We start from the raw sequence: 15119 nt of genomic DNA on the forward strand, positions 1-15119 counted from the left end.
GAGATCCCTGTGAAGCGCACAGTTCTCTCGTTCGCAGCGGTCGTCCTCGCGGTTTCCGGCTGTGCCGCGAACGCGAACAGCGCCGGCGGTGACAACGCCGGCGCGGGCGACACGCTGGTCGCCGCGTACTCCGAGGGCGGCAAGACGCTCGACCCGGCCGAGGCCAACGACGTCACCTCGGACACGTTCGTGCTGGCGGCGTACGACCAGCTCGTCACCTACGCCCGGACCGAGGCCGACGGCAAGCCGCGGGCGAAGACCGAGGAGATCGTGCCGATGCTGGCCGAGTCCTGGAAGGCGAACGCCACCAACACGTCGTACACCTTCACCCTGCGGGCCGGCGCGAAGTTCCAGGACGGCTCGGCGCTCACGGCCGACGATGTGGTCAAGACGTTCGCCCACATCAAGGCGTCCAGCTCGGCGAGCTTTCTCTACCAGATGGCCGGGATCGCCAAGGTGGCCAAGGTCGACGAGCGCAGCGTGAAGATCGACCTGACCGCGCCGAACCACCTGTTCCTGCAGATCCTGCCGATGTACTCGTTCTCGATCATCGACATGGACCAGGTGACCAAGAACGGCGGCGCGAAGTGGCTGGCCACGAACACGGCCGGCTCCGGTCCGTACCAGATCACGAGGTGGGACCCGTCGACCGAGGCCACGATGGTCCGCAACGACGCCTACTGGGGTGACAAGCCGAAGCTGCGGCAGGTCGACGTCAAGTTCATCGCCGAGGCCTCGAACCGGGTGCAGTTGCTGCGCAAGGGGGAGGTCGGTCTCGCCCTCGAGGTGCCGCCGAAGGACGTCCAGTCGCTGAAGGACACCGAGGATGTCGTGATCGACTCGCGGGCCAGCAACAAGATCCTGTTCTTTGCCATGAACAACAAGATCGAGCCGTTCGACGACCCGCGGGTCCGGCAGGCCGTGTCGTACGCGATCCCGTACGAGAAGCTGATCAACGACGTGATGAAGGGCGAGGCGTCCCCGATGAAGTCGGCGGTGGCCAGCTCGACGCCGGGCTCCACCGACGCCGGCTACACCTACACCTACGACCTGGACAAGGCGCGGGCGTTGCTGGCCGAGGCAGGCCTGTCCAAGGGGTTCAGCTTCGACTTCACCCTCGGCTCCGGGTTCGACGACTGGAACGACGACGCCGTCCTGATCCAGGCCGAGCTGGCCAAGATCGGCGTCACGATGAAGATCAAGAAGATGGCCCGGCCGCAGTTCCTCGACGCGCTCGAGACCAAGAAGGTGCAGGCGTACATCAGCCGCTGGACGTCGTTCGTGAACGACCCCGGCTACCACCTCGGTCTGCTGCTCACCAGCCAGGGCACCAGCAACTACGCCAACTTCTCCGACCCGACGGTGGACCGCTCCTGGCAGCAGGCCGCGCGTGAGCCGGACGCCGCCAAGCGCAACAAGCTGTACGGCGAGGCGCAACAGGTCATCAACACCAAGGCACCGTGGGCCTACCTGTACGAGTACAACATCGTGGTCGCGCACCGCGCCGGCATCGAGGGCTACACGTCGTACCCGGACGGGATCGTCCGCTTCTTCCAGCTGAGCGCGACCAAATGAGTTGGGAGGGGACAGTCCTCGCGGAGCTGGACCGGACCGCGGACGAGCTGATCGAGCTCGCCGGTGAGCTGATCCGGATCCCGAGTGAGAACCCGCCGGGCGACTGCACCGAGATCGGTGAGTACGTCGCCGCCGTACTGCGGAAGGCCGGCGTCGAGGTGGATGTCCTGGACGCGGGCCAGGGACGGCTGAATGTCGTGTCGCACCAGGGCCCGGCGGGTGACCGTCATCTGGTCCTGGCCGGCCACACGGACGTCGTACCCGTGGGCGATGTGAGCCGCTGGAGCTTCCCGCCGTTCGCCGGCGATGTCGTGGACGGGTACCTGCGCGGTCGCGGCGCCAGCGACATGAAGGCCGGGCTCGCCGGAGTGATCCAGGCGTACGTCGTGATGCACCGGCTCGGTGTACCACTGGCCGGGCGGCTGTCGCTGGCGGCCGTGCCGGACGAGGAGGCCGGTGGTCCGCTCGGGGCCGACTGGCTCCTCGACCAGGGCGTGCTGGACGGCGCGACCGGAGCGGTGATCGCGGAGCCGGCCGAACGGACCCATCCGACGATCGGGCAGAAGGGCAGCAACTGGTTCCGCCTGACGGTGGCCGGCCGGCCGGGACACGGCAGCCTGCAACCGCTGCACGGGACCAACGCGAATCTTCAGGCAGCGAAGGCGGTCCTCGCTCTGCAACGCCTGTGGGAGCTGGAACCGGACGCGCCGCCCGAGGTCCGCGAGCTGGTCCGTCGATCGCAGCTGTTCGCCGAGGAGCGGGAGGGCTACGCGCCAGGGATCGGGGCGGTGTTCGACCACGTGACGATCAACATCGGCACGATCACCGGCGGCAGTGCGACCAATGTCGTCGCGGACACCTGTGTCGTCGAGATCGACACCCGGGTGCCGATCGGGTTGACCCGCGCAGAGGTCTTGCGAAAGGTCGACGAACTGATGACCGAAGCGGGTGTCGAGGCAACGGTCGAGCCGATCGGATTCCGCAGCGAACCCAACTGGACGCTGCCCGACGACCCGATCGTGGCCGAGCTCGTCGGTGCGCTGCGTGATCTCACCGGAGAGCCGGCCGAAGGGGTGCTGCAGTGGGCGTCGTCGGACGCGCGGACGTTCCGCAGTCACGGCATCCCGGTGCTGCAGTACGGCCCGGCCGAGCTGTCCACGATCCACGGCTTCGACGAGCGGGCTCCGGTCGAGGACGTCGTACTGGCGGCGAAGACCTACGCGCTGACCACGATCCGCTACCTGGGGCTGAGCGATGACTGATCTGCTCACGATCACCGATCTCACCGTCCGGATCGACACCTCGCGCGGTCCGATCACCCCGGTGCGCGACGTCAGCCTGAGCATCCCGCGCGGGAAGATGCTCGGTCTGGTCGGTGAGTCGGGCAGCGGCAAGAGCGTGACCGCGATGACGATCACCCGGCTGCTGCCGCGCCGGTCGGTGCACGTGACCGGCGGCCGGATCGTGTTCGACGGACGCGAGCTCACCAGCCTGTCCGACCGGTCGCTGCGGGCGGTCCGAGGCAAGGAGATCGCGACGATCTTCCAGGAGCCGATGACCGCACTCAACCCGGTGCTGACAGTCGCCGACCAGGTCACCGAGCCGCTGCGGATCCACCTCGGCCTGAACCGGCGGCAGGCCGCGGACCGGGCGGCCGAGCTGCTCGACATGGTCGGCATCCGGAACACCAAGCGGGTACTGCGGGACTACCCGCACCAACTGTCCGGCGGTATGCGGCAGCGGGTGATGATCGCGATGGCGATGTCCTGCGAGCCGAAGCTGCTGATCGCGGACGAGCCGACGACCGCGCTGGACGTGACCACGCAGCTGCAGATCCTCGAGCTCGTGATGGATCTGCAGAGCACCCACGGTACGTCGGTCCTGCTGATCACCCATGACCTCGGGGTGGTCGCGCAGACGTGCGACCACGTCACCGTCATGCACGACGGTCGGGTCCAGGAGACGGCCCCGGTCGAGCAGCTCTTCGGGGCCCCACAGGCCGAGTACACCCAACGACTGCTGAGCTTCCTTCCGTCCGGACGGCAACGAGTCCTCCAGCCCGTCGGCGAACCGCTGGCGCGAATTTCGTCGTACGACGTGGCGCCGGTGCTTCCGGTGGACGACGAACGCCCGCTGCTCGAGGTGGCCGACCTGAGGAAAGTGTTCCCGAGTCGGCGTCGGGACGAGCCGGTGACGGCTGTCGATGGAGTGAGCTTCAGCGTCGCGCCGGGACGGACGCTGGCGATCGTGGGGGAGTCGGGCTCGGGCAAGTCGACGACCGGGCGGGCGCTGCTCAGGCTGCATGAACCGACATCCGGGTCGGTCAGGTTCGACGGGGTCGACCTGCTCGCGTTGTCCGCGGAAGAGCTGCGGGCGATGCGCAGCCGGATGCAGATCGTCTTCCAGGACACCTACGCGTCACTGGATCCGCGCTGGACGATCGCGCGCACCCTGGCGGAGCCGCTGCGGCTGCACACCGACCTCGATGCCGATGGGATCCGCGACCGCTCGGTCGAGGTGATGGAACTCGTCGGGCTCGAGGCCGATCATCTGCACCGGTTCCCGCATGAGTTCTCCGGCGGTCAGCGCCAGCGCATCGGTATCGCCCGGGCGCTGTTGCTCAACCCGTCGCTGGTCGTCTGTGACGAACCGGTGTCCGCCCTGGACGTCTCGGTGCAGGCGCAGGTGCTGGAGCTGATGAAGGACCTGCAGGAGCGACTGGGGTTGACCTATGTGTTCATCTCGCACGACCTGTCCGTGGTGGAGATGGTCGCCGACGAGGTGCTGGTGATGAGCCGCGGCAAGGTCGTCGAGCAGGGCACGGTCGACCAGGTGTTCGCGGCGCCCAAGCACCCGTACACGAAGGCGTTGCTGGCCGCGGTGCCGTCCGCCGACCCGAGGGCGCGGCTCGACCGCGCCCAGCGCCGCGAGCTAGTCGAAGCCGGACTCAAGGAGGCCATCGCATGACCGTTCTCGGTGTGGTGACCATCGGTCAGGCACCGCGCACCGACATGGTGCCGGAGCTGATCGACTGGCTGCCGGAGGTCGAAGTGCGCGAACGCGGCGCGCTGGACGGACTGACTGCCGCGGAGATCGAGGCGCTGGCCCCGGTTCCCGGTGACGAGACGCTCACCACCCGGATGCGGGACGGCTCGTCGGTCGTGATCGGGCGGGCCGGCATCCTGCCTCGGCTGCAGGACCAGATCGACGTACTCGAGGCCGGCGGCGCGGACGTCGTACTGATCGTCTGCACCGGCGAGTTCCCGGCGTTCCGGCACAGCCGGCCGTTGTTGCTGGCCGGACCCTTGCTGACCGCCGGGCTGTCCGCGATCGCCGGTGACTCGGTGGTCGGGGTGATCTGTCCGCTCGCGGAGCAGGAACAGCAGTCGTACGAGAAGTTCAGCCACCTCGAGCAGAAGGTGAAGGTGGCCTGGGCGACGCCGTACCAGCCGGGAATGACCGCTGTCGAGGAGGCGGCGCGCAGCCTGGCCGATGACGGCGCGGAGATCCTGGTGCTCGACTGTATGGGCTACACGCAGGCGCATCGCGAGGCGGCCGCCGCGGCGGCCGGCCGGCCGGTGGTGCTGTCCCGATCTGTTGTCGCGCGGCTCACCGCCGAGCTTTGCTGAACCTGGAGAGAGCCATGTCAGACACGCTGCCCACCGAATCCCGGTCGACCCGGCACCCGCGCACCTTCGAGCCGGCGACCCTGGTACTGCTGGTCATCTGCGCCGCCGTCGGCTCGATCATCGGCCTGCAGATCATCACCACACTCGGGGTCACGCCGAACACCGCGCTGATCGGCGTCCTGGTCGCGATCGCGCTGAGCCGGGTGCCGCTCGCCGTACTGCGCCCGTTCCGGTCCGTGCACCGGCAGAACCTGGTCCAGTCGAACATCTCCACCGCGACCTTCGCGGCGGCCAACTCGTTGCTGCTGCCGATCGCGATCCCGGTCGTCCTCGGCCGGCCGGGACTTGTCTGGCCGATGCTGATCGGGGCCGGTCTGGCGATGCTGATCGACTTCGCGATGCTGTACTGGCTCTTCGACTCCAAGGTCTTCCCGGGGCAGGCGGCCTGGCCGCCCGGTGTCGCCGCGGCCGAGGCGATCAAGGCCGGTGACGAGGGTGGCAAGCGGGCCGCCCTGCTCGGTGCGGGTACGGCGGTCGGCCTGGCCGGAGCCTGGCTCGGCGTACCGATGTCCGCCTTCGGTGTCGCCTTCATCGGCAACGTCGTCGCGCTCACGATGTTCGGGATCGGGCTGTTGGCACGGGGCTACAGCGCGGACGTGTTCGGCGTGAACATCGCCGAGCTGTACATCCCGCACGGGCTGATGATCGGAGCCGGCCTAGTCGCGCTGACCCAGGCCCTGGTGGTCGTCATCCGCGGCCGGCGAGTCCAGCGACCCGTGGCCGAACCCACGTCGTACACGCGGGACGACTCGTACGTCGGGCGCGGCCTCGGCCGGGGTCTTGCCTTGTACGTCGGAGCCGCGGTGCTGCTCGCGGTCACCGGCGGACTGGTCAGCGACCTGGGCCTGGGCGAACTGGTGCTCTGGGTGCTGTACGCCGCCGTGTCGTGCATCATCGCCGAGTTCATCGTCGGCCTGTCCGCGATGCACTCGGGCTGGTTCCCGTCGTTCGCGACCTCGCTGATCTTCCTCACCATCGGCATGTTGCTCGGGTTCCCGGCGATCGCGCTCGCGCTGCTGGTCGGCTTCATCGCCGCCGGCGGCCCGGCCTTCGCCGATGCCGGCTACGACTTCAAGGCCGGCTGGATCCTGCGCGGCCGTGGCGCGGATCCGGCCTTCGAACTTGCGGGCCGCAGGCAACAACTCTTCGCCGGCCTGGTCGGGATGGCGGTCGCGGGAGTGGTGGTCGCGCTGACCTACCACGTGTACTTCGACCGCGACCTGTTCCCGCCGATCGTCCAGGTGTACGCCAAGACGATCCAGGCCGGGGTCGATCCGGGCCTGATCGGCAAGCTGCTGCTGTGGGCCGTGCCCGGCGCGATCATCCAGGCGATCGGCGGCCCGAAGCGGCAGATGGGCATCCTGCTCGCCACCGGCACGCTGATCGTCAACCCGATCGCCGGCTGGACAGTACTGGCCGGCATCGTGCTGCGGCTCGCGTACCGGCGCTGGAAGGGCGCCGAGGCGGAGACCCAGATGACCATCGCCGCGGCCGGCTTCATCGCCGGCGACGCCCTCTGGGGCTTCGGCAACAGTCTCGTGAAAACCAAGTTCTGACAGGAGATCCACAGATATGGCATGGCGCGAAGTTCTCGCCCTCTACGACCTGCTCGACGACGCTTCCGCTTCCGGTGACGGGGTGGCCGCCTGGCTGCGCAAGCACGGCGTCGACGACGTCAGCGTGACCACGGTGACCGGCGACAAGGGCAGCACCGACTTCGTCCGCGCGGTCATCCCGGGCAGCCGGGGCCGGCTGGCCGGCGGCGACGCACCGACGCTCGGCGTGATCGGCCGCCTCGGCGGGCTCGGCGCCCGGCCGGAGCGGATCGGGTTCGTGTCCGACGGCGACGGCGCCCTGGTCTCGCTCGCGGTGGCCGGCAAACTCGGGACGATGCGGCAGCGCGGCGACCAGTTGCCCGGTGACGTGATCGTGGCGACCCACGTCTGCCCGGACGCGCCGACCCGCCCGCACGATCCGGTGCCGTTCATGGACTCGCCGGTGGACGTCGACGCGATGAACCGGCACGAGGTCGAGGACGCGATGGAGGCGATCCTCTCGGTCGACACCACCAAGGGGAACCGGGTCGTCAACCACCAGGGCTTCGCGATCTCGCCGACGGTCAAGGAGGGCTGGATCCTGCGGGTCTCCGAGGACCTGCTCGACCTGGCGTCCCAGGTGACCGGCCGGCTGCCCGTCGTACTGCCGTTGACCATGCAGGACATCACGCCGTACGGCAACGACGTCTACCACATCAACTCGATCCTCCAGCCCTGTACGGCGACCGCTGCCCCGGTGGTCGGTGTCGCCATCACCACCGAGACCGCCGTACCCGGTTGTGGCACCGGCGCCACCGACCTGACCAGCGTGGAGGCGGCCGCCCGGTTCTGCATCGAGACCGCCAAGTCGTACGGCGCCGGCACCATCTCCCTGTACGACGAGCCCGACTTCAGCCGGCTCATCGACCGCTACGGCCCGATGCGCCACCTCCAAGGCATGGGCTGACCGGAAAGCGCACAGAAACCGGGCGGAGGTGCAGGGACATCAACCTCAAGCTCAGGAGCCAGCCGGGCCTCAAGGGCCTGGAGATCAAGGTCTGCTTCGAGAACGGCGGCTGCCAGTCGGCCGACACCTTCGCCAAGGTCGACGAGTGGACGGTGATCGCAACCGACGTCAAGGACGCCACCACCTTCCGCTTCCTGATCAAGACCGAGGGCGCGGCCGCCGGCGAGTGGGCCGCCTGAGCACCTGGAACCAGCTCCCGGCCGAGGAGCCGCGCCGGGAGGGGGTCTATGGACCTGCCGACTGGAGTCCTTCGACTCGTTCGCTGTGAATTCGCTGTGCGCACGCTGAGAGCAGAGAACTCATCGGCACACGATCACAGGAGAAGCCATGAAGCGAGACAAGGTTCTCTACAGCCTGTTGTCCGTCGGCGCGATCGGCGCCTTCCTCGGACACGGTATGTGGGCGATCGACGGCAAAGAGTCGTTCGTGAAGCTGTTCAGCGGTTCGTTCGACCACGTCCTGGGCGTCACCGTCAGCACCGGTACGGCGACCAACTGGGTCAAGGGCATCGGCTGGTTCGACCTCGCGGTGAGCGCGGTCATGCTGGCCATGCTGATCGGTGCCATTCAGGGACAGGGCGCGTTGTACCGGCTGGCCTACAGCCCGGTCGCCATCGCGATCTACGCCTGGGGAGCGCTCTGGGGATTCGCCACCGCCGCCTCGCGGGTCACCGCCGTCGGCGACTTCTACCCCGAGGTCTGGGACGTCGTCGAGCGGGCGCCGAACTTCATGCTCACCGCGGCACTGATCTACCTGGTCTACCAGCACCGCCTCGACCACCGGCCCACCGCCGCAACGATCGAGTCGCCTCGTAAGGAGGTCCGTAGCTGAGGCCGCCGGCGTTCGTTTCGCGGATGGCGGACAAGGCCCAGGTCCCCGCGTGACCTGGGCCTTCGTGTGTCCAGGGGCCGAAGGGCGTGGCGACTCGTACGGTGGGGGTGTCTGTTTCCGCCGGGGCTGTTCGTCGGTGGGGTGAGACTCTCTGGAGGAGGACCGTGAAGTACTTGCTGATGATCGCTGGTGACGAGACCGCCGAGGCGCACGCGAACGACGGGTGCGGCGGCTGGTCGGAGGAGATGGAGCAGCGCGGCGTGGTCGAGGGCGGGGCCGGGTTGCGGCCGCCGTCGGAGGCGACGACCGTGCGGGTGCGGAACGACGAACTGCTGCTGACCGACGGTCCGTTCGCGGAGACCAAGGAGCAGATCGGCGGGTTCGTGCTGATCAACTGTGCCGATCTGGACGAGGCCATCGAGATCGCGGCCAAGCATCCGGCGGCCGGCTACGGAACGATCGAGATCAGGCCGGTGCTGGAGCCGCCGCCGGGGGTTGTGTGACCTTCGAGCAGATCTACCGGCAGGAGTGGGCACAGGTCGTCGCCACACTGATTCGCCTGACCGGTGACTGGGAGTTGGCCGAGGAGTGCGCGCAGGAGGCGTTTGCCGCGGCGCTGCAACGCTGGCCGCGCGACGGCGTACCGGACAAGCCCGGTGCCTGGCTGACCACCACCGCGCGCCACAAGGCCGTCGACTGGTTGCGCCGGGAGGCCGTGGGCGCGGCCAAGCTGAAGGAGGTGGCTGTCATGTCTCACGAGCCCGACGAGCCGTACGACGTACCGGACGATCGGCTGCGACTCATGTTCACCTGCTGCCACCCGGCGCTGGCGATGGAGGCTCGGGTCGCGTTGACGCTGCGGACGCTGGCCGGCCTGAGTACGGCGGAGATCGCGCGGGCCTTCCTGGTCCCGGAGACCACCATGTCGAAGCGACTCACCCGGGCCAAGCAGAAGATCCAGAACGCCGGTATCCCTTACCGGGTCCCACCTGCGCACCTCCTGCCGGAGCGGACGCCCGCCGTACTGGCTGTGCTCTACCTGTTGTTCAACGAGGGGTACACGGATGTCGTCCGGAGCAGTCTGACCAGTGAAGCGATCAGACTGGCTCGCCTGCTCGTGCAACTGATGCCGGACGAGCCAGAGGCGGCCGGACTGCTCGCACTGATGTTGCTGCACGACTCACGCCGTGACACCCGGCTGAGCGCTGACGGTGTGCTGGTGACGCTGGAAGACCAGGACCGCTCCCGCTGGGACCACACGCTGATCACAGAAGGCGTTGACCTGCTGGAGTCCACCCTCAGACGCGGCTCACCCGGTCCCTACCAAGTGCAGGCCGCCATAGCCGCCTGCCACGCCTCTGCACGTACGGCGGCCGACACCGACTGGCCGCAGATCGCCGCACTGTACGGGCAGCTCAAACAGACCCCAGTAGTCGCACTCAACCGCGCAGTCGCCATCGGCATGGCAGACGGCCCGGCCGTAGGACTCAGACTCGTCGACGACCTCGCAGCCGGCCCACTCGCCGGCTACCACCTCCTCCCGGCCACCCGCGCCGACTTCCTCCGGCGCCTCGGACGGTACGTCGACGCCGCAACGTCGTACCGCGAAGCAATAGAACTCGCCGCCACCGATGCCGAGCGCCGATATCTGACGAAACGGCTGGAGGAGGTGTCTGTCTGAGCGGGACCCGTTCGTCGGTGGGGTATGACAGATATCAGAGTGGCCGTGGCGGGGGAGCGGACCGACCTCGCTGACCTGCTGGCCGGACTACCGCAAGAGGACTGGGACAAGCCGGCGCTGTGCGAGGGGTGGCGGGTTCGCGAACTCGTTGCCCACATCACCATGCCGTACCGGATGTCCATGCCCCGCTTCCTGCTGGGGATGATCAGGGCCCGCGGTAACTTCGACCGCTACGCCGATCGCCAGGCCCGCCAAGACGCCGCCGAGCTCTCCCCGCAAGAGCTGACGGAGTGCCTGCGGCAGAACATCAACCACCCTTGGAAACCACCGGGCGGCGGCTACGAGGGCGCACTGTCCCACGACGTCATCCACGGCCTGGACATCACCGTTGCCCTAGGCATCGACCGCCAGGTACCCCCGGACCGCCTGCAGCACATCCTCGGCGACCTCAAACCCCGCCAACTCAAGTACTTCGGCGTCGACCTCACGAACATCCAACTCCGCGCCACCGACCTCGACTGGACCCACGGCACCGGCTCGGAGGTCCTGACCGGCCTGGCCCAAGACCTCCTCCTCGTCCTCTGCGGCCGAACCCTCCCCACCGGCCACCTCACCGGCAAACCTGCCGCCCGCTTCACGAAGCAGCCCGCCTGACGGTCAGAGCAACCGGGGCAGCTTGGCTGGCTTCAGTGCGGTGGTACGACGTCCGGCGGGTTCGCGGCGGAAGAGGCGGCCGCCGTAGCGGAGCCATTGGGGTTGACCGTCGGGGCCGAGGACGAAGTTGGCTCGGACGTGGGTGGGCTGGCCTGCTGGGTCGAGGGCGAGTACGTAGGCCTTGCGGTAGAAGGCCAGGCGTAGGGCGACTTCGCCGTTCAGTCGGGCGACCAGTTCGCCGTCGTCGGCGGTCAGTTCGAGCCCGAACTCACTCGGCTGTCCGTCGAAGCCGATCTGTTGCGCGACGTAGAGGCCTTCGTACTGCGCCAGTCGAGAAGGCGGCAGCTCACGCGGCACCGCACGCAGGTTGCTCACGCCCGCGAACTCCCGCAGCGCCCAGTCGTCCGCGAACAGCTCTGCTACCAAGGCCGGACCGCTCTCGGAGTTCGTGAGCAGGGTGATGGCGAAGTCGCGGCGCGGAACCATCAGGAAGCCCGAGTGCTGGCCGGACCAGTCGCCACCGTGCTGTACGACGGTCGGTCCCTCGGCAGTCGGCCGCAGCATCCAGCTGACACCGACACCGTCCAACTCCACGAACAGCGTGCCGCCTGGACCTGGTTTGGAGTGCATCGCGACACGTGCGCGATCGCTGAGCAGCCGGGGGAGTCCGGCGTGGCCGAGGTGGAAACGCGCGTAGCGGAGCTGGTCGCGGGCGCTGGAGATCAGGCCGCCGGCCGCGTGCAGACTGCGCGGCATCGCGTCGAACGACGGCTCCACCACAGCCTTGCCGTCGACCACGTTGTGCGATGCTGCGACGCTGAACCCCTCGAGCTCGCTACGGAAGAACCGGCTGTGGTCGAGCGCGAGCGGATCGATGACCAGTTCACGAACGGCTGCTTCGTACGGCTTCCCGGTGACGACCTCGAGGATGCGGCCGGCGATACCGATCGCGGCGTTGTTGTACGAGAACACCGTGCCGGGTGGGGTGAGCTGAGGCACCTTCGACATGCCGGCGACGTACCGGGCCAGCGCGTCGTCACCCTGACCGGTGTCCTCGAAGTAGTCGCCCTGCCAACCGGCCGAGTGGTTCAGCAGCTGGCGGACCGTGACCCGGGCGGCGACCGACGGATCGGCGGTCTGGAAGTCCGGTAGGTAGGCGCGCACCGGCCGGTCGAGGTTGATCCGCCCACGCTCGACCAGTCGCATGAGCGCCGTACCCGTGAAGGTCTTGGTGGTCGAGCCGACCCGGAACACGGTGTCGGCGGTGACCGGCTCCTGGGTGTCGACGCTGGTCACGCCGAAGCCGCGCATGTACTCCCGGCCGCGGTACCACAGGCCCAGACCGACCCCCGGGATCGCGTACTTCGCCATCCCGGCCTCGATCTTCTCCGCGAGCCGCCGAATCGACGCGGGCTCACTGGCGACAGCAGGCAGAGCGGGTACGGCGGTCAGCGGTACGGCGACGGCGGCGGCACGGAGCACGGTTCGACGAGAAACAGACACGGCGACTTCTCCTCGGGGCGAAGGGAAATGCTTCCATCTAAGATATTATTACCAAACTTGGAACCAATGGGAGCGTGTCATGGATGAGTCGCCGACGCCAGTGCTCGATGTCCTGCTGCACCCGATCCGGTGGCGCATCGTCCAACGCGTACTGGGCCGCGAGCTGACCACCACCGAGCTCAAACGCGACCTACCGGACGTCCCCGCCACAACCCTCTACCGCCACGTCGCCGCCCTGATCGACGCCGGCTACCTGACAGTCGTCCGCGAGCGAAAGATCCGCGGCACGACCGAACGCACCCTCACCCTCGACCAAACCAAGGTCGGCCGCATCGACGAACGCGAGGCCCGGGCGATGACCCCGGACCAGCACCGCCAAGCCTTCCTCCTGCTCCTCACCCGCCTGGCCGCCGACTTCGACCGCCTGGTCGACCGAGGCGACCTCTACCCCCGCCTCAACCAACTCACCTACGCCCAACTGGCCCTCTACGTAGACCCCACCGACCTGGCCACCCTCCGCCAAGCCATCAACGCCCTCCTGGAACCCCACCTCCAAGCAGCCCCCGGAAAGGACCGAGTAGTCCTCTCCCTCATAGCTCTCCCCGACGACTAACCGAAGGCAGAACGGCGGTGCCCCCGACGCAGGAGGCATGACGGCCACAGCAAACACAGCAGCAACCCGCACCAGACAGCGGACAGCAAACAGAGCAGCAACCCGCACCAGACAGCCCACAGCAACCACAGCCAAGGGGGGTCCGGGGGGGCGAAGCCCCGCCGGGCGGGGTGTGGGGGTTGCACCCCCACAAACACGAAGGGCGATCCAAGGCTCGCGCTTTCTGCGAGCAAGGATCGCCCAGATCGTTCGCGCCCCCGGCAGGATTCGAACCTGCGCACCCGCCTCCGGAGGGCGGTGCTCTATCCCCTGAGCTACGGGGGCTCAGGAACGGTCAGAACAGTAGCAGGAAACTTCTGCGAATCCCGAATCGGGTTGTGGTGCGTCGGGTGGGTACCGGAGACGGGGGCAGGGGACTCCCTGACGGGACCCTGGAACAGCGGTGCGGCGGGATCGCGAGTGCCCACGGTGGCGTCATAGTGGTTGTAAGCCCATCAGCTGAAAGGAAATCGGTACCCATGGCTAGCACTCTGGTCCGCCCGTCCGACGGTCGTTGGATCGGCGGTGTCTGTGCCGGACTGGCTCGCCGGTTCGGTATGTCCGCGAACACGATGCGGCTCATCTTCGTCATCAGCTGCCTGCTTCCCGGCCCGCAGATCCTGATCTACATCGTTCTCTGGATCCTGATGCCGTCGGAGCGCTGACCCCCGGCGACAACCCGCTCAGGCGCCGCATGGCAACCTGACTCCTCGTGAGAGCAGGCAGGTGGCGCCGGGCGGCTGCGACGGCAGCCGCTCTGCTCCTCGTCAGCAGTGTGATCAGCAGCTGCCAGGTAGGTCCCGCGCCGCCCGGTCCGGCTGAGCTCCGGACCGGGCCGCCGCCGTGGGACGCTCCCCGCGACGCGGTCTCGTACATCGACAAGGCCGGTTTCGAACGACTCCCGCTCGACTTTTCCGGCCCCTCGCCGTACACCCTGACCCTCTCGGTCGCCATCGATGGTGCCCCGGTGCAGATCCCGGCCGGTATCGGTGTCGACCGGATCCGTGCCGAGCAGGCCGCCGTACACACGCACACCACCGACGGCCTGGTCTACGTCGAGGCCAAGACCACGGCCGAGCGCCCGACGCTCGCCCAGTTCTTCACCCTCTGGGGCATCCGGTACGACGCCAAGTGCTTGGCCGACGCCTGCAAGTCGCTCACCGTCGTCGTCAACAACCAAACAGCCTCCTGGGACGCACCGATGACGCCCAAAGCGCACATCCAGATCGCGGCCCGCCACTGACAGTGCAATCACTGCTAGTCTTTCTGCTAGCACTGTGCGCAGGGAGGAGATCGAGTATGGCGGCAATCACTGTGCGAAGTCTCGACGACGACGTGAAGCGCCGACTGCGCATCCGGGCGGCCCAACACGGCCGGTCGATGGAAGCCGAGGTGCGAGCGATCCTCGTCGACGCCGTGGCCGAGGACGAGGAGCCCAAGAACTGGCTTCTCCTGCTGCATGAGCGCTGCGCCGCGATCGGCGGGGTCGAGCTGGACATACCGCCACGGACGCACGACCACCGGGTGGTCGAGTTCGACTGATGATCGTCCTGGACACCGATGTCATCTCGGAGCTGATGAAGGAGTCGCCGGACACTGCTGTCTGGCAATGGCTGCACGACAACCTGGGCGAGGAGCTGTACACGACGGCGATCACCGCCGCCGAGATCCACAACGGCATCGAGCAGCTGCCGGCCGGACGCCTGCGGAAGCAGGTCCGGGAGGCTGCCGGGGGGATTTTCGCCCTGGTGCAGGACGAGGTCCTGTCCTTCACCGCCGAGGCCGCGATGGCGTACCCGGTGGTGATGACCGACCGGCGCCGGGCTGGTCTGCCGATCGCGCCCTTGGACGCGCAAATCGCAGCCATCTGTCTGGTGGAGGAAGCGGCCCTCGCGACCCGGAACACCAAGGACTTCGTCAAGACCGGGGTGGAGCTGCTCAACCCCTGGGAGTGACCGCCGTACCGGGCTGT

At 68.1% G+C, this 15119-nt stretch carries 16 protein-coding genes and 1 tRNA gene; 15 read left to right on the forward strand and 2 right to left on the reverse strand.

The genetic code is table 11. The annotated features are described in order from the left end of the window. The first annotated feature begins 9 nt into the window (after window positions 1–9). The 10 genes from V9K99_RS37785 to V9K99_RS37830 all read left to right on the forward strand — a co-directional run bounded on the left by V9K99_RS37785 (window position 10) and on the right by V9K99_RS37830 (window position 10992). The gene (locus tag V9K99_RS37785; protein ID WP_337010051.1) at window positions 10–1575 is read left to right on the forward strand and encodes an ABC transporter substrate-binding protein; all 1566 of its coding nucleotides are present in this window, start codon (window positions 10–12) and stop codon (window positions 1573–1575) included. Beyond that, window positions 1572–2837, forward strand: coding sequence for a M20 family metallopeptidase (locus V9K99_RS37790; RefSeq protein WP_337010053.1), 1266 nt, complete (start codon window positions 1572–1574; stop codon window positions 2835–2837). The genes V9K99_RS37785 and V9K99_RS37790 overlap by 4 nt, the downstream gene beginning before the upstream one ends. Further along, window positions 2830–4542: an ABC transporter ATP-binding protein gene (locus tag V9K99_RS37795; RefSeq protein WP_337010055.1), complete on the forward strand. Its 1713-nt coding sequence runs from the start codon at window positions 2830–2832 to the stop codon at window positions 4540–4542. The genes V9K99_RS37790 and V9K99_RS37795 overlap by 8 nt, the downstream gene beginning before the upstream one ends. Continuing rightward, entirely contained in the window at window positions 4539–5204 is a 666-nt protein-coding gene (locus tag V9K99_RS37800) for an AroM family protein (protein WP_337010057.1), read from the forward strand. Before V9K99_RS37795 ends, V9K99_RS37800 begins: the two co-directional genes overlap by 4 nt. Before the next feature lie 14 nt (window positions 5205–5218). Further along, window positions 5219–6820, forward strand: coding sequence for an OPT/YSL family transporter (locus V9K99_RS37805; RefSeq protein WP_337010059.1), 1602 nt, complete (start codon window positions 5219–5221; stop codon window positions 6818–6820). Between the two features lie 16 nt (window positions 6821–6836). Then, window positions 6837–7766, forward strand: coding sequence for a DUF1177 domain-containing protein (locus V9K99_RS37810; RefSeq protein WP_337010061.1), 930 nt, complete (start codon window positions 6837–6839; stop codon window positions 7764–7766). A gap of 387 nt (window positions 7767–8153) precedes the next feature. Further along, complete coding sequence (locus tag V9K99_RS37815) at window positions 8154–8657, forward strand: hypothetical protein (protein WP_337010063.1); 504 nt, start codon at window positions 8154–8156, stop codon at window positions 8655–8657. A gap of 164 nt (window positions 8658–8821) precedes the next feature. Next, on the forward strand, window positions 8822–9160 hold the full coding sequence (locus V9K99_RS37820) for a YciI family protein (protein WP_337010065.1): 339 nt from the start codon (window positions 8822–8824) through the stop codon (window positions 9158–9160). Beyond that, the gene (locus V9K99_RS37825) at window positions 9157–10338 is read left to right on the forward strand and encodes an RNA polymerase sigma factor (protein WP_337010067.1); all 1182 of its coding nucleotides are present in this window, start codon (window positions 9157–9159) and stop codon (window positions 10336–10338) included. Before V9K99_RS37820 ends, V9K99_RS37825 begins: the two co-directional genes overlap by 4 nt. Before the next feature lie 24 nt (window positions 10339–10362). After that, window positions 10363–10992: a maleylpyruvate isomerase family mycothiol-dependent enzyme gene (locus V9K99_RS37830; RefSeq protein WP_337010069.1), complete on the forward strand. Its 630-nt coding sequence runs from the start codon at window positions 10363–10365 to the stop codon at window positions 10990–10992. A 3-nt stretch (window positions 10993–10995) separates the two neighbouring features. Here V9K99_RS37830 and V9K99_RS37835 read toward each other — a convergent pair whose 3' ends face one another. Continuing rightward, entirely contained in the window at window positions 10996–12495 is a 1500-nt protein-coding gene (locus V9K99_RS37835) for a serine hydrolase domain-containing protein (protein WP_337010072.1), read from the reverse strand. A gap of 79 nt (window positions 12496–12574) precedes the next feature. Between V9K99_RS37835 and V9K99_RS37840 the strand changes: the two genes are divergently transcribed. After that, the gene (locus V9K99_RS37840; RefSeq protein WP_337010074.1) at window positions 12575–13108 is read left to right on the forward strand and encodes a helix-turn-helix domain-containing protein; all 534 of its coding nucleotides are present in this window, start codon (window positions 12575–12577) and stop codon (window positions 13106–13108) included. Window positions 13109–13360: 252 nt separating this feature from the next. Here the strand turns inward: V9K99_RS37840 and V9K99_RS37845 are convergent. Continuing rightward, window positions 13361–13432: transfer RNA gene (locus V9K99_RS37845), tRNA-Arg, on the reverse strand. A 194-nt stretch (window positions 13433–13626) separates the two neighbouring features. On the opposite strand from V9K99_RS37845, the gene V9K99_RS37850 reads away from it, so the two are divergent. The 4 genes from V9K99_RS37850 to V9K99_RS37865 are packed head-to-tail and all read left to right on the forward strand — an operon-like array spanning window position 13627 to window position 15102. Further along, on the forward strand, window positions 13627–13812 hold the full coding sequence (locus V9K99_RS37850; protein ID WP_337010077.1) for a PspC domain-containing protein: 186 nt from the start codon (window positions 13627–13629) through the stop codon (window positions 13810–13812). A 47-nt stretch (window positions 13813–13859) separates the two neighbouring features. Beyond that, window positions 13860–14390 carry a hypothetical protein gene (locus V9K99_RS37855; protein WP_337010078.1) on the forward strand — a complete coding sequence of 177 codons (531 nt, stop codon included), beginning with the start codon at window positions 13860–13862 and terminating at the stop codon, window positions 14388–14390. A 56-nt stretch (window positions 14391–14446) separates the two neighbouring features. After that, window positions 14447–14689: a FitA-like ribbon-helix-helix domain-containing protein gene (locus V9K99_RS37860; protein WP_337010080.1), complete on the forward strand. Its 243-nt coding sequence runs from the start codon at window positions 14447–14449 to the stop codon at window positions 14687–14689. Further along, window positions 14689–15102, forward strand: a complete 414-nt coding sequence (locus tag V9K99_RS37865; RefSeq protein ID WP_337010082.1) for a type II toxin-antitoxin system VapC family toxin — start codon at window positions 14689–14691, stop codon at window positions 15100–15102. Before V9K99_RS37860 ends, V9K99_RS37865 begins: the two co-directional genes overlap by 1 nt. Window positions 15103–15119: the final 17 nt, after the last annotated feature.

It is taken from the genome of Kribbella sp. CCNWLW201 (assembly GCF_037203805.1).
GTDB lineage: Bacteria > Actinomycetota > Actinomycetes > Propionibacteriales > Kribbellaceae > Kribbella.

Excerpts from the sequence above, each read along its gene's own strand:
- V9K99_RS37790 (WP_337010053.1), top strand. The coding sequence starts at position 1,572 with ATGAGTTGGGAGGGGACAGTCCTCGCGGAGCTGGACCGGACCGCGGAC.
- V9K99_RS37795 (WP_337010055.1), top strand. The coding sequence starts at position 2,830 with ATGACTGATCTGCTCACGATCACCGATCTCACCGTCCGGATCGACACC.
- V9K99_RS37800 (WP_337010057.1), top strand. The coding sequence starts at position 4,539 with ATGACCGTTCTCGGTGTGGTGACCATCGGTCAGGCACCGCGCACCGAC.
- V9K99_RS37805 (WP_337010059.1), top strand. The coding sequence starts at position 5,219 with ATGTCAGACACGCTGCCCACCGAATCCCGGTCGACCCGGCACCCGCGC.
- V9K99_RS37810 (WP_337010061.1), top strand. The coding sequence starts at position 6,837 with ATGGCATGGCGCGAAGTTCTCGCCCTCTACGACCTGCTCGACGACGCT.
- V9K99_RS37815 (WP_337010063.1), top strand. The coding sequence starts at position 8,154 with ATGAAGCGAGACAAGGTTCTCTACAGCCTGTTGTCCGTCGGCGCGATC.
- V9K99_RS37830 (WP_337010069.1), top strand. The coding sequence starts at position 10,363 with ATGACAGATATCAGAGTGGCCGTGGCGGGGGAGCGGACCGACCTCGCT.
- V9K99_RS37840 (WP_337010074.1), top strand. The coding sequence starts at position 12,575 with ATGGATGAGTCGCCGACGCCAGTGCTCGATGTCCTGCTGCACCCGATC.
- V9K99_RS37850 (WP_337010077.1), top strand. The coding sequence starts at position 13,627 with ATGGCTAGCACTCTGGTCCGCCCGTCCGACGGTCGTTGGATCGGCGGT.
- V9K99_RS37860 (WP_337010080.1), top strand. The coding sequence starts at position 14,447 with ATGGCGGCAATCACTGTGCGAAGTCTCGACGACGACGTGAAGCGCCGA.
- V9K99_RS37865 (WP_337010082.1), top strand. The coding sequence starts at position 14,689 with ATGATCGTCCTGGACACCGATGTCATCTCGGAGCTGATGAAGGAGTCG.